Source organism: Variovorax sp. 160MFSha2.1, from assembly GCF_048305075.1.
Taxonomy (GTDB): domain Bacteria; phylum Pseudomonadota; class Gammaproteobacteria; order Burkholderiales; family Burkholderiaceae_C; genus Variovorax; species Variovorax guangxiensis.
The window spans coordinates 99,982-126,769 of sequence record NZ_CP157625.1; the positions used below are offsets into that span (position 1 = coordinate 99,982).

Annotated in this window: 25 protein-coding genes; 12 read left to right on the forward strand and 13 right to left on the reverse strand. The window is 65.2% G+C overall.

Annotated features, from left to right (window positions below; genetic code table 11):
* Positions 1-11: 11 nt before the first annotated feature.
* On the forward strand, positions 12-1,214 hold the full coding sequence (gene kbl / locus ABL838_RS31875) for a glycine C-acetyltransferase (RefSeq protein WP_418126230.1): 1,203 nt from the start codon (positions 12-14) through the stop codon (positions 1,212-1,214).
* Positions 1,211-2,266, forward strand: coding sequence for an NAD-dependent epimerase/dehydratase family protein (locus ABL838_RS31880; protein WP_418126232.1), 1,056 nt, complete (start codon positions 1,211-1,213; stop codon positions 2,264-2,266). The genes kbl and ABL838_RS31880 overlap by 4 nt, the downstream gene beginning before the upstream one ends.
* Before the next feature lie 351 nt (positions 2,267-2,617).
* Here the strand turns inward: ABL838_RS31880 and ABL838_RS31885 are convergent, their stop codons facing one another.
* The 6 genes from ABL838_RS31885 to kynU are packed head-to-tail and all read right to left on the reverse strand — an operon-like array spanning position 2,618 to position 9,159.
* On the reverse strand, positions 2,618-3,538 hold the full coding sequence (locus ABL838_RS31885; protein ID WP_418126234.1) for a LysR family transcriptional regulator: 921 nt from the start codon (positions 3,536-3,538) through the stop codon (positions 2,618-2,620).
* A gap of 33 nt (positions 3,539-3,571) precedes the next feature.
* The gene (locus tag ABL838_RS31890; protein WP_418126236.1) at positions 3,572-4,510 is read right to left on the reverse strand and encodes a tryptophan 2,3-dioxygenase; all 939 of its coding nucleotides are present in this window, start codon (positions 4,508-4,510) and stop codon (positions 3,572-3,574) included.
* Between the two features lie 17 nt (positions 4,511-4,527).
* The gene (locus tag ABL838_RS31895) at positions 4,528-5,421 is read right to left on the reverse strand and encodes an alpha/beta hydrolase (RefSeq protein WP_418126237.1); all 894 of its coding nucleotides are present in this window, start codon (positions 5,419-5,421) and stop codon (positions 4,528-4,530) included.
* Complete coding sequence (locus tag ABL838_RS31900; protein WP_418126239.1) at positions 5,418-6,407, reverse strand: tripartite tricarboxylate transporter substrate-binding protein; 990 nt, start codon at positions 6,405-6,407, stop codon at positions 5,418-5,420. The genes ABL838_RS31895 and ABL838_RS31900 overlap by 4 nt, the downstream gene beginning before the upstream one ends.
* Positions 6,408-6,456: 49 nt before the next feature.
* Positions 6,457-7,854, reverse strand: coding sequence for an FAD-binding oxidoreductase (locus tag ABL838_RS31905; RefSeq protein WP_418126241.1), 1,398 nt, complete (start codon positions 7,852-7,854; stop codon positions 6,457-6,459).
* 51 nt (positions 7,855-7,905) lie between these two features.
* On the reverse strand, positions 7,906-9,159 hold the full coding sequence (gene kynU / locus ABL838_RS31910) for a kynureninase (protein WP_418126243.1): 1,254 nt from the start codon (positions 9,157-9,159) through the stop codon (positions 7,906-7,908).
* Between the two features lie 109 nt (positions 9,160-9,268).
* On the opposite strand from kynU, the gene ABL838_RS31915 reads away from it, so the two are divergent.
* From ABL838_RS31915 to ABL838_RS31940, 6 genes are all read left to right on the forward strand, one after another.
* Entirely contained in the window at positions 9,269-9,739 is a 471-nt protein-coding gene (locus ABL838_RS31915) for an Lrp/AsnC family transcriptional regulator (RefSeq protein ID WP_369662885.1), read from the forward strand.
* Between the two features lie 457 nt (positions 9,740-10,196).
* Positions 10,197-11,159, forward strand: coding sequence for a dihydrodipicolinate synthase family protein (locus ABL838_RS31920; protein WP_418126245.1), 963 nt, complete (start codon positions 10,197-10,199; stop codon positions 11,157-11,159).
* 31 nt (positions 11,160-11,190) lie between these two features.
* Positions 11,191-11,994: an aspartate dehydrogenase gene (locus tag ABL838_RS31925; RefSeq protein ID WP_418126246.1), complete on the forward strand. Its 804-nt coding sequence runs from the start codon at positions 11,191-11,193 to the stop codon at positions 11,992-11,994.
* 26 nt (positions 11,995-12,020) lie between these two features.
* Entirely contained in the window at positions 12,021-12,566 is a 546-nt protein-coding gene (locus ABL838_RS31930; protein ID WP_418126248.1) for a 3-hydroxyanthranilate 3,4-dioxygenase, read from the forward strand.
* Positions 12,567-12,648: 82 nt separating this feature from the next.
* A complete protein-coding gene (locus ABL838_RS31935) occupies positions 12,649-14,082 on the forward strand; it encodes an NAD-dependent succinate-semialdehyde dehydrogenase (protein ID WP_418126250.1) in 1,434 nt (477 codons plus the stop codon).
* 164 nt (positions 14,083-14,246) lie between these two features.
* Positions 14,247-15,422 (forward strand): branched-chain amino acid ABC transporter substrate-binding protein, encoded by a 1,176-nt coding sequence (locus ABL838_RS31940; RefSeq protein WP_418126252.1) that lies wholly within the window; start codon positions 14,247-14,249, stop codon positions 15,420-15,422.
* On the opposite strand, the gene ABL838_RS31945 is transcribed toward ABL838_RS31940, so the two are convergent.
* Entirely contained in the window at positions 15,423-15,629 is a 207-nt protein-coding gene (locus tag ABL838_RS31945; RefSeq protein WP_418126254.1) for a hypothetical protein, read from the reverse strand.
* 1,070 nt (positions 15,630-16,699) lie between these two features.
* Here ABL838_RS31945 and ABL838_RS31950 point away from each other — a divergent pair.
* Complete coding sequence (locus ABL838_RS31950) at positions 16,700-16,939, forward strand: hypothetical protein (RefSeq protein WP_418126534.1); 240 nt, start codon at positions 16,700-16,702, stop codon at positions 16,937-16,939.
* Between the two features lie 14 nt (positions 16,940-16,953).
* On the opposite strand, the gene ABL838_RS31955 is transcribed toward ABL838_RS31950, so the two are convergent.
* Positions 16,954-18,072 carry a YihY/virulence factor BrkB family protein gene (locus ABL838_RS31955; RefSeq protein WP_418126255.1) on the reverse strand — a complete coding sequence of 373 codons (1,119 nt, stop codon included), beginning with the start codon at positions 18,070-18,072 and terminating at the stop codon, positions 16,954-16,956.
* 277 nt (positions 18,073-18,349) lie between these two features.
* Here ABL838_RS31955 and ABL838_RS31960 point away from each other — a divergent pair, with 277 nt between their 5' ends.
* Positions 18,350-19,210, forward strand: coding sequence for an IclR family transcriptional regulator (locus tag ABL838_RS31960; protein WP_184641809.1), 861 nt, complete (start codon positions 18,350-18,352; stop codon positions 19,208-19,210).
* An 18-nt stretch (positions 19,211-19,228) separates the two neighbouring features.
* On the opposite strand, the gene ABL838_RS31965 is transcribed toward ABL838_RS31960, so the two are convergent.
* Genes ABL838_RS31965 through gstA (ABL838_RS31985) form a run of 5 tightly spaced genes read right to left on the reverse strand, consistent with a single transcriptional unit; the run spans position 19,229 to position 23,607 of the window.
* A complete protein-coding gene (locus ABL838_RS31965) occupies positions 19,229-20,233 on the reverse strand; it encodes a Bug family tripartite tricarboxylate transporter substrate binding protein (protein WP_418126257.1) in 1,005 nt (334 codons plus the stop codon).
* A 39-nt stretch (positions 20,234-20,272) separates the two neighbouring features.
* Positions 20,273-21,256, reverse strand: a complete 984-nt coding sequence (locus tag ABL838_RS31970; RefSeq protein WP_418126258.1) for a Bug family tripartite tricarboxylate transporter substrate binding protein — start codon at positions 21,254-21,256, stop codon at positions 20,273-20,275.
* Positions 21,257-21,291: 35 nt separating this feature from the next.
* Positions 21,292-22,269: a Bug family tripartite tricarboxylate transporter substrate binding protein gene (locus ABL838_RS31975; RefSeq protein WP_418126260.1), complete on the reverse strand. Its 978-nt coding sequence runs from the start codon at positions 22,267-22,269 to the stop codon at positions 21,292-21,294.
* 32 nt (positions 22,270-22,301) lie between these two features.
* Positions 22,302-22,949, reverse strand: a complete 648-nt coding sequence (gene gstA, locus ABL838_RS31980) for a glutathione transferase GstA (RefSeq protein WP_418126262.1) — start codon at positions 22,947-22,949, stop codon at positions 22,302-22,304.
* A 31-nt stretch (positions 22,950-22,980) separates the two neighbouring features.
* A complete protein-coding gene (gene gstA, locus ABL838_RS31985) occupies positions 22,981-23,607 on the reverse strand; it encodes a glutathione transferase GstA (RefSeq protein WP_184641814.1) in 627 nt (208 codons plus the stop codon).
* Positions 23,608-24,188: 581 nt separating this feature from the next.
* Here gstA (ABL838_RS31985) and ABL838_RS31990 point away from each other — a divergent pair.
* Both ABL838_RS31990 and ABL838_RS31995 read left to right on the forward strand, forming a co-directional pair.
* Positions 24,189-25,175 (forward strand): Bug family tripartite tricarboxylate transporter substrate binding protein, encoded by a 987-nt coding sequence (locus ABL838_RS31990; protein WP_418126264.1) that lies wholly within the window; start codon positions 24,189-24,191, stop codon positions 25,173-25,175.
* A 50-nt stretch (positions 25,176-25,225) separates the two neighbouring features.
* Entirely contained in the window at positions 25,226-26,785 is a 1,560-nt protein-coding gene (locus ABL838_RS31995) for an acetolactate synthase large subunit (RefSeq protein ID WP_418126265.1), read from the forward strand.
* Positions 26,786-26,788 lie beyond the last annotated feature (3 nt).

A 26,788-nucleotide genomic window follows, 5' to 3' on the forward strand; every position in this document is an offset into this window, starting at 1 on the left:
AGGACGATCTGATGGGAACCACCAAAGACTACTACGCCGCGTTGCGGCAGGAACTTGAACAGATCCAGACGGCCGGCCTGCTGAAGGTCGAGCGCGCCATCACGTCGCCGCAAGGCGGTCGGATCACCACTGCCAGTGCACCGGCGTTGATCAATCTCTGCGCCAACAACTACCTCGGTCTGTCGTCACACGCCGACGTCCTGCAGGCCGCCCATGCGGCACTCGACGCACGCGGCTTCGGCATGAGCGGTGCCCGGTTCATCTGTGGAACCCAGGATCTGCACCAGGCGCTGGAGGCACGGCTCTCCACTTTTCTGGGCATGGAGGACACCATCCTGTACGGATCAGCCTTCGACGCGAACGGTGGATTGTTCGAGCCGCTGCTGGGCCCGGAGGATGCGGTCATCAGCGACGAGCTGAACCACGCCTCGATCATCGACGGCATCCGCCTGTGCAAGGCCAAGCGATACCGCTATCGGCACGATGACATGAACGACCTGCGAGTGCAACTGGAGGCGGCGGACGAGGCTGGGGCGCGGCACAAGCTCGTGTTCACTGACGGGGTCTTCTCGATGGATGGGACCATTGCAAGCCTGCACGAGATGCGCGCGATCTGCGATGAATTCGGGGCATTGCTGGGGGTGGACGACTCGCACGCCACCGGTTTCCTGGGCAAGAGGGGGCGCGGTACCCACGAGCACTGCGGCGTCTTTGGCAAGGTCGACATCCTCACGGGCACCCTTGGCAAGGCACTTGGCGGTGCGTCAGGCGGATTCACGAGCGCGAAGCGGGAGGTGGTGCAACTGCTGCGGCAGCGCTCGCGTCCCTACCTGTTCTCCAACAGTGTGGCTCCGGCCATCGTCGGCGCCACGCTCAAGGTGCTCGATCTCCTGGAAGCTGACACGAGCCTGCGTGACCAGTTGCAAGACAACACTCGATATTTCCGAGCGGGCCTCATCGCGCGGGGCTTCGAGCTCAAGGCGGGTGATCATCCCATCGTGCCCGTGATGCTCTATGACGCGGAACTGTCGCAACGCTTTGCCCGGCGTCTGCTGGAGCTGGGGGTCTACGTGACGGGCTTCTTCTACCCCGTCGTCCCGAAGGACCAAGCCCGTATCCGTGTGCAGATCAGTGCGCAGCACACGCGGGGCCAACTGGATGAAGCCCTGCGCGCGTTCGAGCAAGCAGGTAAGGACACGGGGGTGATCGCATGAGCGATGCGCCTCGCATTCTCGTGGTCGGCGCCAACGGCCAGCTGGGGACGGAACTTGCCGTCGCGCTCGCTGAGCGCCACGGCGCGGAAAACGTCATCGTGAGCGATCGGCTCGAGATCGGCCAACATCAAAGCCTGCGGTATGAAACGCTTGACGTGACCGACACCCGGCGCCTCGCCGGGCTGATCGAGAAGCATCGCATTACCCAGATCTATCATCTGGCGGCAGCCCTTTCGGCGAGCGGCGAGACGCGACCGGCATGGGCATGGAAGCTCAATATGGATGGCCTGTTGAATGTCCTGGAGGCGGCCCGCCACTATAAGCTGGACAAGGTGTTTTGGCCGAGTTCGATTGCGGCATTCGGCCCAACGACTCCGGAAGACGGCACGCCGCAGACAACGGTGATGGAGCCCGGTACGGTCTATGGCATATCGAAGCTTGCCGGCGAAGGCTGGTGCCGGTGGTACTTCGAGAAGCACGGCGTCGATGTGCGGAGCTTGCGCTACCCGGGACTCATCTCCTGGAAGGCGAGCCCCGGAGGGGGTACGACCGATTACGCGGTCGACATTTTCCATGCCGCCTTGAAGAGCGAGCGCTACACCTGCTTTCTGGAGCCCGACGAGTCCCTGCCCATGCTGTACATGGACGACGCGGTGCGCGCGACCCTGGAATTGATGGAAGCTCCCGCAACCGAGATCACGGAACGCGGCAGCTACAACCTTGCAGGCTTGAGCTTCGCGCCCAGGGAAATCGCGGCGGAGATTCGCAAGCATCTGCCGGATTTCGACATCGTGTACGAGCCAGATTTTCGCCAAGCCATTGCCAGCAGCTGGCCCAACTCCATCGACGACCGCTGCGCGCGGGCCGATTGGGGGTGGCGGCACCGATATGACCTCTCGCAATTGGTGAACGAGATGTTGAAGAATCTCTCTCGAACCTTTGGGCGGGGGACCTTGAGCAAGGCGGAGCTAAAAGGCTGGCGGGATGGGGGCAAGCTGGCTCGCACATCTCGGGATGTAGACGTAGAGATCGGGTCCGTTGAGCTTCGCTGACTTGATCAAGGTCATGATGTCCGCGGCGCGCTGGGCCGCCGACGCGATCCTGCGAGCAACCTGATGGATCTGTCGATGGCAATCGGCTTGGTCTAGTTTCCGCCCAGTTATGTCGTCCGTTGGCGGACCGCCGTCATCGATGTAGCGCGTGGCGCACGTCGGCGCTTGAAGCTGTAGTCGATGGCCTCAGCAGTAGCTGAGCCCTCGGGCACCATCTGCCGCTGCGCGGCGAGCCGGTAGTGCAGCGCACCGGCTGGCCGTTCTCATCAGCAAAGTCACACCAGATCGAACATCGCTTCTCCAGCTCGATGGCCTTCCGGGTTGCCAGAACCAAGCCAGTACTTTTCCCCGTCACGAGCTGAATATCTTTTTTGATTCATGGCAGGAGTACGCCAAGAATGCTTCGCTGGATTCGGGTAGGCTTTGCCCGGCCCTGCAAATCGCTACAACGGCCCGCTTTATCACCGGATCCACCAAGGGGATCCACACGACATTGGCTGGCAACGCGCACGACAGTACGAAGGACGGAAGTATCGATATGCCGTGGCCGGCCTGCACGAGTCCGATGGCGGTGGTTACCTGCGCTACTTCATAGGCGGGCTTGAACGTTTCTCCGATTTCGGCGAAACCCTGCTCGACCAGTACGCGCAGTCCGCTGCCTTGGCGTAGCAGCACAAGAGGTTCATCGCACAGATCGGACCATCGCACTTCACGCAGCGAGGCGAGCGCGTGATCTACCGGGCAAGCGAGCATCAAACGATCCTGGCAAAGAACCGTGGTCGCGAGATTCTGCGCATTCAGATCTGAAGTGCATATGCCAAATGCTGCTTGCCCGCTACGCACTGCCGCGGCAACGCTGTCCACCGGTAGATCGAGTATCTCCACCCTGACCTGCGGGAAACGCTTCTTGAAACTCGCAAGGAGGTATGGAACCAGCGTGGATGCAAGCAGAGGGGAGGTCGCGACGGCGAAACGATGCGCGCGCCGGTCGACGAAACCACGAAGACCCTCGAACGCGCTCTCGAGACTCTCGAATACGCGTTCAATCGATGGCAACAACTCCTGGCCTGCCTCCGTGAGTGCGATCTTGCGTGTCGTCCGGTCAAACAGGCGAACAGCAAGTTCGCCTTCCAGCGCACTGATCAACATGGACAGGGCCGAAGGCGTGAGATACAGGCGTTGCGCCGCGCGCGTAATGCTGCCCTCGTGGGCAACCGCGACAAATGCGCGCAATTGCCGGATGGTCACTGCCGACTGCGGAAAATACGGCATGCGCACGCTCACCTTGTTCGCACCCGCTATCCGTCAGAAATCCGTGCGAATCGACCACAGCTCGGGAAAATGGCGATGCTCCGTGACGTGCTGGAGCCAGCCCACGCCAGCAGAGCCGCCCGTTCCCGCCTTGAATCCAATCAGCCGCTGGACCGAAACAAAATGCCTCCAGCGGTACTGGCTGATCTGGTCGCTCAACGCAACCAGTGCTTCTGCGAGCCGATAAAGGTCGTTGCCGGGGCCGGGGTCTTCGTAAACCTTGCTCCAGGCTTGTTCGACGGAAGCATTCACGCTGTAGGGTTGCGACCAATCCCTCTCGAGCGCCGCCTGGTCGATCGCGTGACCACGCCTGGAAAGAAGCGCGATGGCTTCGTCGTAGAGGCTGCGCGAGTGCAAGGCGGCGTGAATGCCGGGCCAGACATGGGGCATGTTCTTGAAGGCGCTTGCAAGCCTCGCGCTCTTGTTGCCCAGCACGAACTCGACGTGTCGGTACATGAACGAAAGCTGGCCCGACGCCGTGCCAAGGTAGTCGCGAAACTCATTGAATCCCGCGGGTGAGATGGTCGAAAGCACGTCCCACGAACTGGTGATGTACTGCGCATAGGCCTTGGCCCGCACCAGGATCTCGCAGGCGTTGTCCACGCAATCCTTCGTCAGTTGCAGCTGCGCGTTGTACAGCTCGAAATGCAAGGCCTTGAACAACAACTCCTTGACCTGTCCCATGATGAAGAAACATGTCTCGTCATAGCCGGGGCTGCGGGGATGCTGCAGGGACAGCAGCAGATCGATACTCTGGTAGTCGACGTAGGGGTTGCTCTTGCCAGCGAAGTCGACGAGGGGTGCGCCCCCGGTCGACTGGGCGGTTTCGGCCCGGCTGGTGTCCGTTGTCATGGGCATCGGCCGAGCTTCAGCGGAGGCATTGACGCCGCTGATGTCGACGATGTGCGGGAATTGAGGGCGATAAGCGGGCATCGTTTTTCTCCAATGATTCAGGGGCGGGCGAGCAACGCCAGGGCAGCGTCGCCGAGCGGCGTGTCGCGTTGGGCGAGATCCAGGATGACGTCGAAGTGATTGCGCGACGGCACTTCGAAGGCGCTGATGCCAGTGTCAGTGTCAGAACCTGATCGCGCTCGGCTGATGCGCGACGCGAATTCCGTGCCTTGACGCTTGAACTCGTTTGTCTCGAATTCGCCCCAGCACAACAACGCGGGCGGAAATCCGTCCAACGGCAGCAATCCAGGACTGACGAGTGCTGCTTCATTGGGAGTCAGCGATAAGGCCGCGTCGATCGATGTGCCGATGAGCGGTTCGAGCACGTAGATGCCCGAGACCAGCACCGCCGCCTGCGGCAATCCAGGTGGGAGATCCGGGTCGCTCGCCCAGCCTCGAAGGCAGCACATGGCCGCGAGATGGGCACCCGCCGAGCTGCCGGCGACCACGATGCGCTGTGGGTCGAAGCCGAGTGCGGCGCCTTGCGCATGCAGCCAGCGCAGGGCGGCCCTGCACTCTCTGACGATGTCCAGCACGCTGGCTTCCGGGGCCAGCGTGTAGTCGATGGCAGCGAAAGCGATGCCTTCGGGCACGCAACCATTCGCGGGGAAAAGCGAGGACGCCTTCGTCAGCTCCTGCCAGTAACCCCCGTGAATGAACACCAGCAACGGAGGCAAGGTCGCCGTTGCGGGCGCAGGAAAGAAGTCAAGCCGATTCGATGCCTTCTCGCCATAGGAGAGATTCAGTACCACCGCATGGCGTTGCAGGGCCTCTTCGCTACGGGCCTGGTATTCGTCCAGGAACGGTTGGTAGTTGCCGCCGATGCAAGAGCTGGGGGAGTATTCCCGCTCCCGGTCAGCCAAGGTCATGGGGTATTCGATGCCCGTGCTCATTGTGGTTGGAACCCTGTGCGCTTGACCATCGATGCAAAGCTGGTGTCGGCGGCGTGCATCAGCTTCTTTACGTCTTCGGACGCACCCTGCACCGCGGTGGCGCCGAGGGCGGTCATCTTCTCGGAGAAATCCTTCGAGCCCACGACCTTCGAAGTCGCGGCAGCATAGGCTTTCACCAGTGCGTCGGATGTTCCCGCAGGTGCGTACAGCGCGGTGAATCCGACTGTCTCGTATCCAGCGATGCCGAGTTCGCCGTAGGTCGGCACGTCGGGCAAGCTCGGCGAGCGCGCCATCCCGTTGATCGCGACGATCCGGATCTTGCCTTCCTTTGCGGCCGGCAGCGTCGCGGCGATGGAGCCAATGCCCGCCGGAATCTGGCCTGCGATCAAGTCCTGGATCAACGGCGCTTCGCCGCGGTAAGGCACCGATACGAGCTGCGCCGAGATCTCGGCGGAAATCATCGATACCGCGAAGTCCGGCGCGCTGGCGGGGGCCGGAACGCCGACGTTGCCCTTGCCGGGATTGGCCTTGGCCCAGGCCGCGAAATCCTTGAGGCTCGGCGTCGAACCCGGCACGCCCCTGGTACTTACGACAAGCACGTCTGGGATGAGCGCGACGAGCGCCACAGGAGAAAAATCCTTGGCGGGGTCGTAGCCGGGCTGCCGGACTGTCAGCGGAATCATCGAAATGGCGTGGCTGTTGGACAGGAAGATCGTGAGGCCGTCAGGTTTCGCCTGCTTGAGCGCCTGGGCCGCGATCTGTCCGCCCGCGCCCGGCTTGTTGTCGACGACCACGGGCCGCCCCAACTCCCGCTGAAGGCCAAGGGCCAGGTGACGGGCAATCATGTCGGTACTCCCGCCCGGAGAGAAACCCACCAGTATCCGGATGGGGGAATCGTTCTGCGCAAATGTCGAAGTCGGTGCAAGCGCGAATGCAATCAATGCCGATACGCTCAGTTGCTGGACAAGCCGGGCCGCAAATTTCATCTGATTTTTCTCGGTGGGTTTAGGTCGAACAGGGACAAAGGCAAGGGGCTCAAGACAGATCGAAGATCTTTCCGGGATTGAGCAGATTCAGTGGATCGAATGCCGCCTTTACCGAACGCATCGCGGCGATCTCGCTCTCGGTGCGGCTGAAGCGGAGGTATGGCTTTTTCAACAGCCCGATCCCATGCTCCGCGGACACGCTGCCCCCCATCTGCGCCACGAGATCGAAAACGAAGTGCTCCACCATGCGTTCGGCCTCTTCGGGAGGGGCGTCGATCGATCTCGCATCCGTCGTCAGATGCAAGTTGCCATCGCCGAGATGGCCGAAGCGCACCGTTCGATGGCCGGGCCACCGTTGCGACATGGCTGCCACGCAGCTCTGCGCAAAGTCCCCGAGCTTCGACACCGGCAGGCTGATGTCGAAGCTGATGGGGTGCATCCGCGAATGGAACTCGGCCGGAATCTCGCGGCCGCGCCAGAGCGCGCGCGATTGCGCACTGGTCTGGGCAATGACGGCATCCGCAACCGCCCCTGTTTCCATCAGCGAAGCCAGCACGCTCTCCAGTTGCGCGGTCGTCGAAGCATCCTCAGGGCCATCGATGTCGATCAAGGCGAACAGAGGGTAGCGCTCGGAAAAGGGAGGCGCCATGGCGTTCCAGGCGATGGCGAGCCGATGGAAGTCTTCCCACATCAGCTCGAACGCCGCGACGGCGCCCGGAAAGCTGGTCTGCAGCCGTCTCAATGACACGATCGCGCTGTTGTAGTCAGGGAGCGCGAGAAAAGCGGTCGTCCTGGAACGCACCTCGGGACGGAGCTTGAGCAAGGCGCGCGTGATCACGCCGAGAGTTCCCTCGGCGCCCACGAAGAGTTGCTTGAGGTCGTAGCCGGTGTTGTTCTTCAACATGGGCCGCAGCATGTTCAGGATGCGGCCATCGGCCATCACGACCTCCAGGCCCAGCATCTGTTCGCGCATCATTCCGGACTGGATGACGCCCATGCCACCGGCGTTGGTCGACAGGTTGCCGCCGATCTGGCAGGAGCCGCGCGCACCCAGATCGATCCCGAACGAGAGCTTCTCGGCCTGCGCTGCCTCCTGTACGGCCTGAAGCGTCGCGCCCGCTTGAACCTCCACGCAGGACTCCTGCTTGTCGATGGGGCCTATGGCGTTCATCCGCACCAGCGAAAGCGCAATGCCGTTGCCGACGGGCCTCGCACCGCCGGCCAGGCCGGTGAGCCCTCCCTGCGGCACCACGGGTGTACGGAAGCGCTGGCACAGCCGCAGGACACCGGCGACCTCTTCGGTGCTGGATGGCATGACCAGTGCAAGGGGCTTCACCGGCGCCATACCGCTCCAATCCGTCGCGTGATGCAGCGGAACGGCGTCGCCGACTCTGACGGCCGACGCTCCCAGGAGATCGACCAGCCGAGCTGGAAAGTCATTGTTCATCGCTGCAACACAGGAAATGGAAAGAACACACGAGAGACGGATGGCGCAAGTTCAGGTGACCGCCTTGCGCACCATGTACCGGTCGCTCTTCCACGCGCCTGTGGTCATCACATCCTTGATCTGCGCCACGGCGTCCCACACGTCGGCAAAACGCAGATAGAGCACCGCAAAGCCGAAGCGCAGGATGTTCGGTGCACGGAAGTCGCCGATGACGCCTCGCTCGATGAGGACCTGCATGATCGCGTAGCCGTGTTCGTGCGCCAGCGACACTTGGCTGCCGCGCAGCGCCGCTTCGCGCGGCGTCGCCACGGTGAAACCGTCCAGCTCCTGGTCTACAAGCTCGATGAAGAGCTCGGTCATCCGTTCGCTCTTGCGGCGCAGTGCGGCCATGTCGACGTCGTCGAATGCATGCAGGGCTTCCTCCAGCGCGATCAGCCCCAGTTGAGGCGCCGTGCCGACGAGCATCCGGTCGATGCCCGTCGCCGGCTGATACTGCTGGACAAATTCGAAAGGCTTCGCGTGGCCGTGCCAACCCGACAGCGGCTGATCCAAAGCCTCCTGATGGCGTTCGGCGACAAAGACGAACGCCGGAGCGCCCGGGCCACCATTGAGGTACTTGTAGCCGCAGCCGACCGCGAAGTCGGCACCGCAGCCATTCAGGTCGCAAGGCATCGCTCCGGCCGTATGGCACAGGTCCCATACCACCAGCGCGCCGACCTCGTGGGCGCGCGCGGTGATCGCCGCCATGTCATAGAGACGCCCCGTGCGGTAGTTCACGTGGGTGAGCGAAACAATGGCGACTGTCTCGTCGATGGCGTCGAGGACATCCGAAGCCTCGACCGCACGGAACTGCGCGCCCATCAGGCTGCTCACGCCGCTGGCGATGTATGCGTCGGTAGGAAAGTTGTCCTTCTCTCCCAGGATGACCTTGCGCCCCGGCCTCATCCGTAGAGCCGCACACAAGACCTTGAACAGGTTCACGGATGTCGAATCGGCAGCGATGACTTCGCGCGCTCCGGCGCCGATCAGGCGGGCGATCCGGGAGCCCACACGTTGCGGGGCGGGATACCAGTCGGCGTCATTCCACGAGCGGATCAATCCATCCCCCCACTCGACCTCCACGGCCTCACGGAGCCTCTGCTGAACGCTCTTGGGAAGGGCTCCCAGCGAATTGCCGTCCAGGTAGATCACGCCTTGCGGCAACTGAAAGCGCGCACGGTGCGCGGACAACGGGTCTTCGCTGTCCAACCCGAGGCAGAACTCTCGTGTCAAAGGGATCGATTTCGTAAGTGCAGGGGTGTTCATGGGGAATAAAGTGTATGCAGCATGATGCGCATTTGTTAGGCTTCATTGCGCCTGAATGCCGTCTATCACGACTAATCAATCTCAATATCTCTTCACTATTGGATAAATCATGCAAATAGAGCTGGATCGAATCGACCGCCTGGTGCTGCGGGAGCTTCAGCTGAACGGCCGCCTGACCAGCACGGAACTGGCGGAGCTCACTCATCTTTCGCAGTCACCGAGCTGGCGGCGCGTCCGGCGGCTGGAAGAAGCAGGGGTCATCGCGGGCTATCAGGCAAGGCTGGACCGGCGAGCGCTTGGGTGGGGAGTGCTTGTGTTCGTGACGATCAGCATCGACAGCCAGGACGAAGCGCACTCGATGCTGTTCGAGCAAAGCGTGAAAGACATCCCGGAGGTGATTGCCTGCTACGGCGTGTCCGGTCCGGAGGACTTCATCCTGCTTGTCGTCGCACAGGATCTGGAGCGCTACTCGACGCTGATGCAGCACAAGCTCAGGCGATTGCCGGGCGTGAAGATGCTGCGCAGCAGCTTCGCCATGCAGGAAGTGAAAGCGGCGATCGGCGTTCCGATTCCCGAATAAGGAAATTGCCGATGCGGGCCGGGATGGGAGCGGCTCGTTACTGAGGGGCCTGCCCTTCGCGGCAGCGCGCGACGACCGGCGGGCATGGCGACGCCGGCGGCTGGTCTCGCCCGCGTCATGCACCATGCATCGGGCCCGCATCGAGACAGCGTCCACCCGTCTCGCCCGACATCACGGTGAATGCGACGCGTGAGGCGAGACAAACCTTGGCGACTTTGCAGAAACGCTGAGCAATCCTTCAAAGTATTTCGCTTGTTCTGGCGCCTGCAAGACGGCCAAATCCGACCCATCGCAACCAAGGGTGCGGAGCAGGAAAAAGGAAGCGGCGCGTGGCCCCGGCTCCGCCGCATGGCGGGGCAAATTCCCATGCCGCCGGTCGACTCCGTCCCGATGCGCTCTGTGCCGACGCAACACATCCGGTGCGATAGGCAACAACCCTTTTCAAGAAAGCAGCTCCATGAACCGCAAGTACCGCAAGCAAGATGCCAAGGCCTATGCCCGCGAACATTTCCGTGGCGTCTGGGCCGCGACCGTCACGCCGTTCCGCGAAAACCTGTCGTTCGATGAAGGGGGATTCCGCCGCAATCTGCGCCATTGGGTGCACACGCTGCGGCTGGGTGGACTGTTCGTCACCGGCAAGCAGGGAGAGTTCTTCTCCATGTCGCTGGCAGAGCGCAAACGAAGCTTCGAGATCGCCGTCGAGGAAGCTGCGGGCCATTGCGGCATCGTGACTTCCTGCTCGGATGCCAATCTGGACGTTGTGCTTGCCCTGGCTCGCCATTCCCAGGACATCGGCGCTGACTACATCGTCGTGCACAGCCCCGTCCTGCACTTCCACCAGGACGTCGAAGAAACGGTCTACGAGTACTACCGCTACCTCAGCGAGCAGCTGGACATCGGCATCGCCTTGTGGAATCACCCGGATTGCGGCTATGTGATGAGCCCCGAGCTGTGCGCGCGCATCGCCGAGCTGCCCAACATCGTTGCCATCAAGTACAGCGTCGATCGCGCGCTGTACCGCGAACTGACACGGCTGGCCGGCGACAGGATCCTCGTCAGCACGGCCTCGGAAGAGGAGTGGCTCGAAAACATCGTCGAACTCGGCTGGCAGTTGTACCTGTGCTCCACCCCGCCCTTCCTGCTGCAGACCGCAGTCGACCAGCGCATCAATGCCTACACACAACTCGCATTCGACGGCAAGCTGGCCGAGGCTCGTGCGATACGCGACAGCCTGGAACCCGCACGCACCGCTTTTCGTTCGGCACGCCCGAGCGGCACACCCCAGGCGTATACGAAGTATTGGCTGGAGTTGCTGGGCCAGGTCGGAGGCCCGGTGCGCCGGCCTCTGCTGAACTTGACCGAAGGGCAGAAGGCTGCAGCACGCGAAGCGTTCGCCCGCAGCGGTCTCAAGCAGGCCTGAGCCGGACCATGGAAGAAAAAAGGGGCATTGAATGCAGCGCATTGGTTTGATCGGCTATGGCGCCATCGGTCGCGCGCTGCATCAGCTTCTGCTGTTGCATGCGAAAGCTTCAGTGGAAGTGGCCGCCATCCTCGTCTCCACGCCCGCATCCGTTCAACCGCATGCCCAAAGTTCATCGCTCGCGGTGACGAAGGACCTGGAAACCATGCTGAACTTCGGTCTCGACATGGTCGTCGAATGCGCGGGCCATCAGGCGGTGGACACATACGCAGCTCCCGTCCTGCAGGCGGGCATCGATCTGGTGCTGGTCTCGAGTGGTGCTCTCGCGGATGCCTCGCGCGAACAACGGTTGCGCGATGCGGCCACTGCTGCAGGCCGCCAGATCCTCGTGCCGTCGGGCGCAATCGGCGGCATCGACTGGCTCGGTGCAGCGCGCACGGCAGGACTCACGCGCGTGGTTTATCGGGCGTCCAAGCCGTCACAGGCGTGGGCTGGCAGTGTTGCGGAAAGAAGCGTGGACCTCGCTTCGCTCGCAAGCCCGACGGCTTTTTTTCAAGGCAGCGCGCGCGAGGCCGCCGCCCTTTTCCCTAGAAACGCAAATGTTGCAGCCACTGTGGCGCTAGCCGGTCTGGGCCTGGACGCAACGCAAGTCGAATTGATCGCAATTCCGGGCGCGGCCGTCAACGTGCATGAGATCGAAGCGACGTCGGCAGGCGGGAGCATGGTCACTCGGATCGCCGGTCAACCCGACGCCGGCAACGCACGCACCTCCGTCATGACGGCGCATAGCGTGCTCAGGACCATCCTGAGCCGTTGCGCCGCCATCGTGATCTGAGCGCCTCTTATCCCTATGGAGACTCCATGTTGAAACCCATCAATTTCCCCAAGTGGATTGCCGAGAACCAGCACCTGCTCAAGCCTCCAGTCGGCAACCAGCAGATCTGGAAAGACACGGACCTGATCGTGACAGTAGTGGGCGGACCGAATCAGCGGACGGACTTCCACGACGACCCTTTCGAGGAATACTTTCACCAGTTCAAAGGCAATGCACACCTGTTGGTGGCAGACCGCGGCAGGTTCGAACGCATCGACCTGCACGAGGGCGACATCTTCCTGCTGCCCGCCCATGTTCGCCACTCGCCCCAGCGTCCCGAGCCCAACAGCCTGTGCACGGTGATCGAGCGCACCAGGCCGCTGGGCACCATCGATGCCTTCGAGTGGTATTGCGCGGAATGCGGTCACCTGGTGAACCGCACTGAAATCCAGCTTCAGAGCATCGTCAACGACCTGCCGCGCGTCTATGAAAGCTTCTACGGCGCGGCGCCGGAGCAAAGGCGCTGCCCCTCGTGCGGCGCGGTGCATCCGGGACGGGATTGGCAAGCGTGGCACGCGGCGCGCGGCGCGTGAGCGCCGCGCTTCGGCTTCATCGTTCATCCATTCATCACTCATTCATTCGGCAGCTGCGGGCCTTCCATCTGCCGAGCACACCATGCCTACCTATCCCGATCTGAAACTGTACATAGACGGACAATGGCGCTGCGCGTCCGAGACGATGCCGGTCATCAACCCCTCGGACGAATCCACCATCGGCACGTTGCCCGTTGCGCGTCAATCGGACCTCGATGATGCGCTCGAAGCCGCGGCAAAAGGCTTGAAGACGTGGAGCCGTACCGCACCGCGCAAACGCGCTGAAATCATGATGCGCGCCAGTGCGCTCCTGCGTGAGCGCAATGAGGAGATCGCCTACGCCATCAGCTCCGAACTGGGCAAGCCGATCAGGCAGGCGCGCATGGAAGTGATCCGGGGCTGCGAGTTCTTTGAATGGGATGCCGGCGAGGCGCAGCGCATGTATGGCCGCGTCATTCCAAGCGAGCCGGGGATCCGGTACATGACGGTGCATCAGCCCATCGGGACGGTCGCAGCCTTTTCGCCATGGAATTTTCCGATGAGCCAACCTGCGCGGAAGGTGGCAGGCGCCCTGGCTTCGGGTTGCTCGATCATCCTGAAGGCGGCCGAAGAAACCCCGGGCGGTGCTGTGCACATTGCACGCGCCTTCCATGATGCTGGGCTTCCGCCCGGTGTCCTGAACCTGGTGTTCGGCATTCCGGCCGAGATTTCGAGTTATCTGATCCCGCACGACCAGGTACGGATGGTTGCCTTCACGGGTTCGACGGCCGTCGGCCGGCACCTGACTGGGCTCGCCGCACAGCATGGCAAGCCGGTGCTCATGGAACTGGGCGGCCATGCACCGGTGATCGTTTGCGACGACGTGGACCCCTACAAGGCCGGCGTGCTGTCGGCCACGAGGAAGATGCGCAACGCGGGGCAGGTGTGCACTTCGCCAACGCGCTTCTTCGTCCACGAGAAAGTCTTCGATCGTTTCGCCGATGCTTTCGTCGAGCACGCGGCGGCAATCGTGGTTGGCAACAGCATCGAGGAGAGAACCGAGATGGGGCCCGTAGCCAGCGGCCGGCGAGTCGAAGCGCTGACGGCGTTTTCGGAAGATGCGGCTGCCAGAGGCGCGAGAACCCTTACCGGGGGGCACCGGATCGGAGACAAGGGGTACTTCTTCGCGCCGACGGTCCTGGCGGACGTTCCTGACGACGCGAAGGTCATGCAGGAGGAGCCCTTCGGGCCGATCGCCATCATCAACAGGGTCTCCACCCTCGATGAGGCCATTGCAAAGGCGAACTCGCTGCCGTTCGGCCTTGCCGCTTACGGGCTCACGCATTCCGTGGCCAACGTGGACCGGATGATCGACGGAATCGAGACGGGAAATCTCTCCTTCAATACCTTGGAAGCATCAGTTGCCGAAACGCCTTTTGGCGGGGTCAAGGCCAGTGGATTCGGCCGTGAAGGCGGCGCGGAAGGCCTTCTGCACTACACCGTGGTGAAGACCGTGTCCCACAAGATGGCGCTCTGATACGGTTGCTGCGCTTGAGCAGCGTCTTTCGATCGGCTCCTTCGTCAACGACGCCAGGCAAGCACGAGGGTGCCGCTGGTTAGCGGCGAGAAGTTTGTGCGGCCTGAACGCCGAATCGCACAACGGTTTTCGACTTTTTTCCCCCACCATGCTCTGGAGCTTTTATGCAAATTAAATGGATTGCGGTCGCGTTGGCCGCACTCACCCTGGCTGCTTGCGGCAAGAAAGAAGAAGCCGCGGCATCCGCGGCAACGGCTCCGGACGCAGGTGTGCTGATCGTCAGGATCGGACACGCCGGCCCGACCAGCGGTCCCATCGCCCACCTCGGCAAGGACAACGAGCTCGGTGCCAAGATGGCGATCGAAGACCTGAATGCAAAGAAGCTCAAGATCGGCGACAAGGTCGCCAGGTTCGAGCTGGTTCCCGAAGACGACGCTGGCGATCCGAAGCAGGGCACCGCGGTGGCCCAGAAGCTGATCGACGAAAACGTCAAAGGCGTGGTCGGCCACATGAATTCGGGCACTACCATTCCCGCCTCCAGGCTGTACAGCGACGCTGGCATTCCGCAGATCTCGCCTTCGGCCACCAACCCGAAGTACACCCGCCAGGGCTTCAAGACCGCTTTCCGCGTCGTGGCTGACGACACGCAGCTCGGCGGCACGCTGGGCAAGTACGCCGTCGAAACGCTCAAGGGCAAGAACATCGCCGTGATCGACGACCGCACCGCCTACGGCCAGGGCGTCGCCGAGGAGTTCGAGAAGTCGGCCAAAGCCGCTGGCGCGACCATCGTGGGCCACGAGTTCACCACCGACAAGTCGACCGACTTCAACGCCATCTTGACCAAGCTGAAGGCTGCCAAGCCCGACGTGCTGTTCTTCGGCGGCATGGACGCCGTCGGTGGCCCGATGCTCAAGCAGGCCAAGCAGCTCGGAATTGACGCGAAATTCATGGGCGGCGACGGAATGTGCAGTACCGAACTTCCGAAGCTAGCTGGGGATGCCGTGGGCGAGGGGGCGGTTGTGTGCGCCGTGGCAGGGGGCGTCGATGACGACGCCAGGCAAGCGCTGGAGGAGTTCAAAACCAGATTCAAGGAAAAGAACGGTGTAGACGTGCAGATCTACGCACCGTATGTGTATGACGCGATAGGCGTGTTGGCCGATGCGATGGTCAAGGCTGGCTCGGCGGAGCCTTCCGTTTACCTGCCTGAACTGAGCAAGGTGAAATACGAGGGGTTGACCGGAACCATCGCCTTCGATGAAAAGGGTGACATCAGGAACGGCGCGCTGACTTTGTTCACGTACAAGGGTGGAATCCGTTCGCAGATTGCTGTGGTTCGATGATTAGATGGGTCGGGCACGGTGCCGAGTGCAGTGGCCAACGCCGATGCACCCGCTGGTGAGCGCCGCACCAGTGGCGAAGCCCGACCGGGCAAGCTGCATTCCTTCCACGATCAGCACCAGGACATCGGCGGATGCGATGGCGGCGCCGAGCCAGCGCTTTACCGTCCTCGCAACGGCCACGGAGTTCGGGAAATGGATATCGGCCATGCGGAGGTCCGATGGAGGTGAGGAGGGGGAGCATTGGACCTCCAGGGCGGCTGGCTGTAGATGTAGAAATAGGCCGCCCATGAAGCGCTTTTGACTTCCATTTCCATCACGGCGTGATCTTCTTCGCAATGACTCGCCGTCGCGGCGCAGGGTTCGCACTGCGACCCGCGCAAGATGCATCGGTGAACGCCTGACCGGCCGATCGGATCGGCGGTCACTGCTTTGATGCGGCCCGTCGCCCGGTGACATCGCCGGTCGTCACTAGTTTCGCGTGGCCCCGGTCTGGCGGATGGCGCTCAGGGCCTGGGCCATCCGTACATGATCAAGGTCGATACGAACCAGGGCATGGTGCGGGGCGCGGGTCGAGCGTCCGGCTACGGGGCCGGTGTCGCCTTGCACCATCCACCCGCATGATCGAGGTTGTCTCCTCGTTCAGCCCTGCGGGTTGCCGGCCAGACGGGCAACACGCGAGCGGGCCCTTGTCGTCCGCCTGGGGGGCACGCTGCCGCCGGTCGATCGCGCATCCAGCGCGCCATTGCCTTGAGCAAGCTTTCAGGAAGCCGCAGTGCGCTCCGCGTAGCTTCCTTCGTTGCGGCAGGCCACCACGGCGCGCAGGCTGGCACTACAGGCGCGCAAAATAGCGTCGCAGTCGGCGCGTTCCTTGGGTTCGATGACGTCCCGCCAAGGTGGTGCGGATTCAACGGCACTTGACGTCGTAGTCCGAGACGCTCGGGAACCCGTCTTCGCCGACGGTGGTCAAGGTCAGCTTCAAAGTCCTGGCCACGGGTTTGTCTCGTACCCGTGCTGCGTCTCATGGGCGATGCCCGGGCGGGGCTGCAGAAACAGGGGCGGTCGTTCGCGAACCCGCGCGAGCGCCTCCGGCGACCACCGCCAGCAGGGCCGCCGGGCCGGCCCGCGCCTCGCGGTTCCTCCTACAACCGTGAGAGGGACCAGCCGACGAGCTGCGGCGTGCAGTCTGCCTACCTTGTCGCGAAGTCCTTCCGAGGGTGAGGGCCCAGATGATCGGCGTCGTTGCGTTCGGTCCAAAAATTGCGATGAGCACAATCGTCATGGACAACATGCTGGATCTGATTCAGTGGCCGGCTTTTCTGGCGTCACTCGCTGCGGCCTGGCTGGTTGCATCCGATACGAGGCGGCGCAGAAACTGGGGGTTCTGGGTGTTCTTGCTCAGCAATGTGCTGTGGACAGCGTGGGGCTGGCACCGCTCTGCTTTTGCACTGATCGCGCTGCAGGTCTGCTTGGCGGCCCTCAACATGCGGGGGCTGCTCAAGACAGAGCCTTCGGGGTAGGCGTTCCACATCTCTCATGCTGCGGCTTGTTGAACTGCCGGGCGAGCACTGTGAATGACGCACTGAATGAGGACCGCCGCCACGACAAGCCGCCCGGCGAGCGCCACGATCAGGTCCTTGCGCTCCAGAGCCGCGTGCGCCTCAGAAGGCTTGCGCAGGCCCCCGGGCGTTCCTTCTACATCGTCTGTTCCTGCTTCGGCCTTGTGCGCTGTTTCCTGGGTGGCGGCTTGCGCCTTGGCCGCCGCCACAGAACCGTGCGCATGGGCGTAGACCTTGGTGAACTCGGCGCCGAGCAAAAAGATCTGCGCCGCGTAATAGACCCAGGCCAGCAGGACGACGAGGGAACCTGCCGCTGCAAATGATTCGTTGACACCGCTCTTGCCGAGATACAGACCGATCAGCACCTTGCCGATCTCGAACAGCACCGCCGTGACGGCCGCGCCGGTCCAGACATCCCGCCACGCGATGGGGGCGCTTGGCATGAACTTGAAGATCATCGCGAAAAGGACCGTCAGGATGCCGAGCGACACGAGCAGGTTGAGGCCCTGCAACATCACCTCCCATCCCGGCACCAGGGTCGCGCTCCAGGTGCCGAGCGCGGCCAGGGCGGCACTCACCACGAGGGAAACCATCAGCAGGAAGGCCAGACCCAGGATCAGTCCGAACGACAGCACGCGCGCGCGCAGGATGCCCCATAAGCCGTGAGGCTTCGCGCGCTCCGGCACGTGCCAGATGCGATCGAGCGCACTTTGGAGCTCCGCAAAAACCGTCGTTGCGCCCACCACGAGCACGGCGATGCTGATCGCCCCGGCGATCAGCCCTCGGGAGGGCTCGCTGGCACTTCGGATCAAGCCTTGCACCGCGAGTGCGCCTTCCTCGCCCACCAGGCCCGAGAGCTGTGCGGCGATCTGGCCCTGCACGGCCTCCGTGCCGAACAGCGCGCCTGCCACCGCGATGACGATGACCAGCAGCGGTGCCAGCGAAAACATCGTGTAGTACGCGATCGCCGCTCCCATGCTGGGCGCCAGATCGTCGATCCATGCACTGATCGCCTCCTTGCACAGAGGCAGGAGGCGGACTTTGCGAGAGTGGCTGCCTGAAGCATCGGGTGCTGGGAGACGCGCTCGTGTCATCCGGTGCCCTTCGCTGTGTATGGCGCGTGGCGCTGAAATCGGTCCATGGCGGCATGATGCGCAGTTCAGGCGGCTGTTCAGTAGGAAAGCGGCGGCAGTGGGCGTCGGGCAGTGGACGGCCGGCCGTACAACGTTCCCATTGGCGGACGGATGGACGCGAACGAGGCGAGCATGTTGATCGGCGCAGCACTGGCGGACATCGGCGCGGTATGCGTTCCCGACCTGCTCGCGCAACCTTACGTGTTTCCCACGAATCGCATCCACTAAGATCAGTTCGATGAAGCAAGAGGGCGGGCGCGGGGCGCGCCGGATGGAAAATATGGAGCGCGGGGCGCGTGCCGGTGCAGGCGCGCCGGCGGCGGCCGACGAGCTCGATGGGGGATCGCGCGGCGCGCCTGAGTCGAGCCTTTCGCGCCTGCTTGGCACGCTGGGACTCTTCTCCACGGCCAGCCCCTCGCTCACGGTCGAAGAGATCGCCACCCGCCTCAAGGTGCCCAAGAGCACGGCCTACCGCTACATCCAGGAGCTGTCGAAGGTGGGCCTGCTGGTGCGGCTGGACCGCAGCATCACGCTGGGTCCGCGCATCATCGAGCTGGACCGCTGCATCCGCGAGTCCGACCCGGTGATCCGCGCCGCCGCACCGCCCATGCGCGAACTGGCCGAGCAGACGGGCCTGGATGTGTTCCTGTCCAAGCTCTATGGCCACTCCATCATCACGGTGCACACCGAGTTCAACGACCCGCTGCCGCACCTGCGCTATGGCCGCGGGCGGCCGGTGCCGGTGTCGCGCGGCGCGAGCGCGAAGGCCCTGGTGGCCTTCCTGCCGGCCGCGCGGCTGCGCAAGCTGCACCAGGAAATGGCCGGCGAGGCGGCCGACACCCCGCCGTGGGATGCGTTCTACGAAGAAGCCCAGCGCATCCGCCGCGAGGGCTACTGCCGGACCTCGGGCGAACTCAACGAAGGCAAGACCGGGGTCTCTGCGCCGATCTTCGGGCGCGGCCGGCTCGTGGTCGCCAGCGTCACCGCGCTGGGCAGCGATGCGCGGTTGGCGCTTTTCGATGCGGAGGCGATCGCCGAGCTGGTCAAGCGCACCGCGCACATGATCAGCGTGCGCCTGTCGGCCGACGGGCACCTGTAGACGCGCCAGCCAGCTCGTTCAGAAGACGATGTTGGCCTTCTTGACGATGGGCGCGGCCGCGGCCAGCGAGCGGCGCCAGGTCTCCAACGCCTGTGCAGGCGTGCTCACCACCGGCTCCAGGCCCAGCGCCACCATGCGCGACTGCACCTGCGCATCGCCCGCGATGGACTGCAGCGCCGCCGCCAGCCTGGCCACGACCGGGGCCGGCGTATCCGCGGGAGCGAACACCGCGAACCAGCCGGCGTTGCCCATGTCGCGCACGCCCAGCTCCTCGAAAGTGGGCACCGCGGGGAGCGAACTCACGTGGCGCAGGCCCGTCACCGCCAGCGGGCGCACCGAGCCGGCCGTCACCATGGCCTCGACGGCCGCGACGGTGAGGAACACCGCATCCACCTGGCCGCCCATCAGGTCGGTGAGGGCGGGCGACGAGCCCTTGTAGGGCACGTGCAGCAGCTCGACGCCGGCCGATCCGGCCAGCACCTCGCCCATCACGTGGGCCGAGGAGCCCGCCCCGAAGCTGCCATAGCTGAGCTTGCCGGCCTTGGCCTGCTGCAGGAAGGCGCGCAGGTCCCTGGCCGGGCTGTCGGCGCGCACGGCCAGCACCAGCGGCGCGTTGGCCATCACGCTGACGATGGTGAAGGCCTCCTGCATGCTCTTGCCGGGCGCCACCTGCTGCTTCGAGGCGAGCGCGGCGATCACATGCGTGGAGTTGCTGCCGAACATCAGCATGTGGCCGTCGGCCGGCGGCTGCAGCACGGTGCGTGCGGCGATCAGGCCATTGGCGCCAGGTTTGTTGTCGATCACGACCGTGCCGCCCAGTGTGCCCTGCAGCTTCTGGCCGATGAGGCGGGCCACCGTGTCGGTGCCGCCGCCGGCTGCGAAAGGCACCACGAGGTTGATCGGCCGTTCCGGCCAGGTGGCGGCGCGTGCCGGGCCGCTGCCGCAGGCGACCAGCGCGGCGAGTGTGCCGAGAACCTTGCGGCGATGGACGAGAAGTTCGCGATGGAACGAAGCTGAAGTCATGGTGTGGCGGGAAAGCTGGGAGAAGAAGAGGGCTGTGCGTCAGTCGACGCGGATTTGCCGCGCCTTGACGATGCGGTCATAGGTTGCGCGGCCCTCGGCGATGCGGGCCGCCATCTGCCCGGGCGTGCTGTAGACGGTCGTGAAGCCCAGGTTGCCGAATGTTTTGGTCACAGGCTCGGAGGTGAGTGCGGCCCGCATGGCCGCGTTGAGCCGCGCCACGATCTCCGGCGGCGTGCCCGCGGGCGCCAGCAGGCCGAAGAAGCCCTGGATCGTCATCTCGGGCAGGCCGGCCTCGGCGGCGGTGGGAATGTCGAGAAAGGCCGGGTCGCGCCGCTCGCCGGTCATGAACAGCGGCACCAGCTGGCCGGCGCGCAGGGCGCCGATCAGGGGCGAGGTGACTTCGTCCATCAACTGCGCCTCGCCGCGGATCACCGCGTCCTTGGCCATGACGGCGCCCTTGTAGGGCACGTGCACCACGGGCGCGCCGGTGGCGGCCAGAAAGATCTCGCCCAGCAGGTGGTTGCTGGAGCCCGCGCCGGCCGAGGCGAAGTTGAGCTTGCCCGGCTCGCGCTTTGCGAGCGCGACGAACTCCTGCACCGTGCGCACGCCCAGGCCCGGATTCGTGACGAAGACGAAGGCCTGCGTGGCGCCCAGGCTCACCGGCACCAGCGTGGCGACGTGCTCCTGATTGGGGTAGATCGCCGGTGCCGCCGTCAGGCTGCTGCCGCTGCCCCACAGCAGGGTGTAGCCGTCGGGCCTGGCCATGGCCGCCGCCTTGGTGCCGATGCGCCCGCCCGCGCCCGCGCGGTTCTCGACCACCACGGGCTGCTTGAGCTCCACCGACAGTGCCTGCGCGACGGCACGCGCCGAGATGTCGGTGGAGCCGCCCGGCTCGAAGGAGACGATGAGCGTGACGGGGCGCGAGGGCCAGGCATCGGCACGGGCGACAGTGCCACCGAGCAGGCATGCAGCGGCCAGGAGGGAGAGGGCGGCGCGGCGACGGATGGAGAAAAGGATCGGCACGGCAGGGCTCCTTGGGAAGATGTGCAATGGCAGCTTCAGTCCAGCGACACGTTGGCCTCGCGGGCCACGCGACGCCACTTGTCCAGCTCGGCCTGCAGCCTGGCGCGGAACTGCGGGCCGTCGGCCGCCGTCACCGCCACACCGCGCGCAGCGAGGCGCGATGCCATGTCGGGCGTGCGGATCACCTTGTCCAGCGCGGCGCCCAGGGTCGCCACCGCGGCCGGCGGCGTGCCCGCGGGCGCGAACACGCCCATCCAGCCTTCGGCCACCAGCCCGCCGTAGCCCAGTTCCTGCAGCGTGGGCACATCGGGCAGGCCAGGCAATCGGCTGGGAGACGGCGTGGCCAGGGCGCGCAGCTTGCCGGCCTTGACCTGCGGCAGCACCACGGCGGTAGTGTCGAAGGTGAAGTCCACGTCGCCGGCCAGCAGCGAGGTCATGGCCTGCTGGCTGCCCTGGAAGGGCACATGCGCGGCCCGCGTGCCGGTGGCTTTTAGGAAAAGCTCGCCGATCAGGTGGTTGGTCGAGCCCATGCCGAAGGACGAATAGTTGAGCTTGCCAGGCTGCGCTTTGGCGGTGGCGATGAGTTCGCGCACGTCCCGCGCCGGCGAGCCCGCGGGCACGGCCAGCACGAAGCTCACGGTGCCCACCTCGGTGATGGGGACGAAGTCTTTCAGGAGCTCGTAGGGAGCGGTCTTGCGCGTGACCGGGTTGATCAGCAGTTCGGCGCCCGTGCCGAAGAGGAGCGTCTGGCCGTCGGGCCTGGCGCGTGCCACCGACTGTGCGCCGATGGTGCCGCCGGCACCCGCGCGGTTGTCCACCACGACCGACTGCCCGAGTTCCGGCGCCAGCTTCTCGGCGATCAGCCGCGCCGCGCCGTCGGTGCCGCCGCCGGGCGGAAAGGCGACCACCAGGTGGATGGGCGCCGAGGGAGAGGCCTGGGCGCAGGCCAGTGCCGGCAGCAGGCCGGCGAGGGCCGCCAGGCAGGGCAGCAGGAGGCGTCGGAGCATGGGCATGGTCGTTCCTTGCGAGGGTGGCGAAGACGGGCTCAGTGCGCGACTGCGGCTGCCGCTGCCGCACGCTCGCGTTCGCCCTGCGCGGCCGCGGCGGCCTCGGCCGCGCGCACGCTGGGCCGGGCGCCGCAGCGCGCCAGGTAGGCCTCCAGGTGGGGCCAGCGCCGCGTGTCGATGGCATGCGCGCGCGTCCACATGGCGATCGTGTAGCAGTGCGCGTCGGCGATCGTGAAGGTGTCGCCGGTAAGGTGGGCGCGGCCTGCCAGCTGCTCGTCGATCCACTGCAGCTTGGCCTCGACGATGCCGCGCGCGATGGCCTTGTACTCGGGCGGCGTGACAGCCTTGAACAGCGGCATGAAGCCGCCCTTGTGCAGATCGGCCGCGATGAAGCTCATCCACTCCAGCACGCGGTAGCGCGGCAGTCCTGACGCGGGCAGGAGCGTGTTGCCGGGGCACTGGTCGGCCAGGTACTGCATGACGATGCAGCCCTCGCTCAGGTGCTGGCCGTCCGGCATCTCCAGCGTGGGCACCGTGCCCTTGGAGTTGACGCTGAAATAGTCGCGGCCGTCGGCCAGCCGCTTGGTCTTCATGTCGACCCATTCGAGGGCGAGGGGCAGCTGCAGTTCGCGCGCGACGATGTCCACCGCGAGCGAGCAGCCGCGGACTTCGTGATAGAGCTTCATGGGTTCTCCGGATCGAGGGGGTGCCGGCGGCTCAGGCCGCGGCTTGGGTGGCGAGCTCGTCGCGCTCGGCGGCCAGCGCCGCCTGCACGCTGGGGCGCGCCGCGATGCGCTGCAGGTAGGCATGCAGGTGCGGCCACTGCGCCAGGTCGATGGCGTGCAGCTCGGCCCACATGACGATGGTGAAGCAGTAGGCGTCCGCCGCGGTGAAGCGCTGCGCATGCAGGAAGCCCCGGGTGGCCAGCACCCGGTCGAGCCAGGCGAAGCGGCGCAGCAGGTTCTCGATGGCGATGTCGCGGTAGGCCGGCGGCGTGCTGGCACGGAACAGCGGCGTGAAGGTCTTGTGCAGCTCCGAGCTCATGAAGCCCATCCACTCCAGCACGCGGTATCGCTCCATGTCGAGGCTGCGAGGCAGCAGGTGGTCCGCCCCGTGCCGGTCGCACAGGTACTGAATGATCACGCCGCCCTCGGTGAGGAACTGGCCGTCGTCCGTCTCGAGCGCCGGCACCTGGCCCTTGGGGTTGATGCGGTGGAGGTCGCCGCCGTCCTTGAGCTTCTTGGCCCGCACGTCGACCCAGACGAGCTCGAGCGCGAGGCCGATCTCGCGCGCCACGATGTCGACGGCCAGCGCGCAGGTCCTGGGAGTGAGATAGAGCTTCATGGCGGGAAGGCGCTTTCTGGGGATGGAGAGGCAGGCCTGCGCGTCGGCAGGCCCGAGGCGAACGCCGACGCGGGCGCTCTTGCGGTGCCGGCCCGCCGTTTGCACGGCGTTCTGGTGCAACGGCGCCCCGTTCTGTTGCATAGGGTCGAAGGCATGGTCATCAAATTATTTCTATGCGATAAATATGCCATTCGATTGGGGCCGATCGCGTCGGTAGAACTACTCGGATCGCTGGTAAACGTTGGGTTCGGTGCTACTTCGACGATCTCCAGGCCCTCTTCCCCCTCTTGGCGACTGTCATGGATCGCAACTTATCACTATGCAGTAATAGCTGGATCGACATCGCAAAACCTTCCTGGAACGCCGATTGCTTGCTCAAGCATCACATGGACGAAAGTTGACCCTAAGGGAAACCACTAACAATCGTTTTATTTGCTGAATTTCGTTTATCCGACAAAACAGCATATGATTCGGTGACCGATGAGTGTTCGGTGCCGTCAGTCGTCCATTGCCGCCCAGGTGCATCCCCTCTGGTTCCTGGTGCCGGCCCCGTCTTCGCAGGGGTGCCTAGGAATCGCGCAATGAAAAGAAAGTCCGTTCTGCAGGTCTGTGGTGCCGTCGCCTTGGCGGCGGCATGCGGACTGGTGTCGCCGCTGGCTTTGGCCCAGGGCAGCTGGCCCTCGCGGCCGATCCGCATCGAAGTGCCCTACCCGCCGGGCACGGGTCCCGACGTCATGGCGCGGCTCGTGGGCGAGGGGCTCTCCAAGGAGCTGAAGGCCTCGGTCGTGGTGGAGAACAAGGCCGGGGCCAACGGCATCATCGGCACCGCCGAGGTGGTGAAGGCGCCGGCCGACGGCTACACCTATCTGCTGGTCGACCGGCTCACGCTCACCGTCAACCCGCTGCTCTACCAGCCGCCCTACGACCCGAAGAAGGACCTCGTTTCCGTCAGCAACATCGCCGACGTGAACCTCTACCTGGTCACCAGCGCGCAGCTGCCGGCCAACGACTTCAAGTCCTTCATCGCCTATGCCAAGGCCAACCCGGGCAAGGTCACCTTCGGCACGGGCGGCGTGGGCAGCGTGATGCACCTGAACATGGAGCTGCTCGAATCGGGCACCGGGGTCAAGTTCCTGCACGTGCCCTACAAGGCGCTGGCGGAGGTGATCCCGGCCATGCTGGGCGGCCAGGTCGAGGTCACCTCCGGCGGCGTGGAGGCCATGCTGCCCTACGTGCAGAAGGGCAGCTTCAAGCTGCTGGCCGTGGGCGCGCCCACGCGTCAGGCCATCGTGCCGAACGTGCCCACCATCGTGGAGGCGGGCGGCTCGGACATGCTGCTGTCCACCTCCTACTCCTTCCACGCGAAGAGCGGCGTGCCGCCCGAGATCCTGGTGCGCATGAACGCGGCACTCACCAAGGTGCTGGCGCAGCCCGAGCTCAAGCGCTGGGCATCCGAGCGCGGCCTGGGCGCCGGCGCCTCCACGCCAGCGGAACTGGACGCACGCATCGCCGTGGATAACGACCGCATCGGCCGCCTCGTGCGCGAGCGCGGCATCAAGGTGCAGTGACGCCGGTCGCGGCATTCCCAACAGAGAGAAGCAACGAGAGGACATCGGCGATGACTGAGCAGACTGGCGCGCAGGCCCTGTGGGCGGCACTTTCCGGCGAAGGGGTGGACACCTGCTTCGCCAACCCCGGCACGACGGAGCTGGACCTGGTGCGCGCGCTGGAAGGCCAGGATTCGATCCGCTGCGTGATCGGCCTGCAGGAGAACGTCTGCACCGGCGCGGCCGACGGCTATGGCCGCATGCTCGGGCGGCCCGCCGCCACGCTGCTGCACCTGGGCCCGGGCTTCGCCAACGGCATCGCCAACCTGCACAACGCGCGGCGCGCGCGCACGCCGATCGTCAACCTGATCGGCGACCACACCAGCTGGCACCTGCCCTTCGATGCGCCGCTGAGCTCGGACATCGAATCGCTGGCGCGGCCGGTCTCGGGCTGGGTGCACCGCATCGCCAGTACGGCCGATGCGCCGCGTGCCGCGGCAGAGTCCGTGCGCCAGTCGCTGGCCAACGGCGGGCAGGGTGCGACGCTGATCTTTCCGGCGGACTACCAGGCCGATCCGCTGCAGGGCGCGACGGCCGCCGCCGGCACGCCGGCGCCGGACGCGGCGTCAACCGCGCCCGTCGACATCGCCGCCTGCGCGCAACGCCTGCGTTCGGCGCGCCGCATCGTCTTCCTGCTGGGCGGCGGTGGCGAACTCGGTGGCCTGGGCGTGCGCGCGCAGCACGCCGCCGCGCGGCTGTGCGCAGCGCTGGACGCCACCGCCTATGCCGAAACCTTCCCGGCCCGCGCGGAACGCGGCCAGGGCCTGCCGGCCTTCGACCGGCTGCCTTACTTTCCCGAGCCGGCACGCGCCGTGCTCGACCCCGCCGACCTGGTGGTGCTGGCCGGCGCACTGCCGCCCGTCACCTACTTCGGCTACACGGGCCACCCCAGCCTGATGGTCGAAGCCGCTTGCCTGCTGAGCCTGGGCGAGCCCGGCCATCCGGTGGCCAAGGCGCTGGAGCAACTGGCCGATGCGCTGCAGGCCCCCGCCTTCGAGGCGCCGGTGCATCCGCTGCCGGCGGAGCCCGCCGGCGCGCTCACGCCCGCGGCCATCGGCGCGGTGCTCACGCGCGCATTGCCCGAAGGCGCCATCGTCTCGGTCGAAGGCGGCACCTGCGGCTATCCCTTCTATGCGGCGTCGGCCGCCGCGGCACCGCACACGACGCTGACCAACACCGGCGGGGCCATCGGCCAGGGCCTGCCCGTGGCGGTGGGCGCGGCCATTGCCTGCCCCGGGCGGCGGGTGGTGGGGCTGCTGTCGGACGGCAGCACCCAGTACACGATCCAGTCGCTGTGGACGATGGCGCACGAGCAGCTCGACGTGGTCGTGCTCATTGCCGCCAACCACCAGTACGCCATCCTGCGCAACGAACTGCGCCGCGGCGGCGCCGCGCTGGGTGCGCGCGCCGAGGCGCTCACCGCGCTCGACTCGCCGCGCATCGACTGGGTGGGCCTGGCGCAGTCCTATGGCGTGCCGGCCACGCGCGCCGCCACCGCCGAGGAACTCTCGGTCCAGCTGCGCGAGGCCTTCGGGCGCCGCGGGCCGGCCCTCATCGAAATGGCGCTCTGAGCC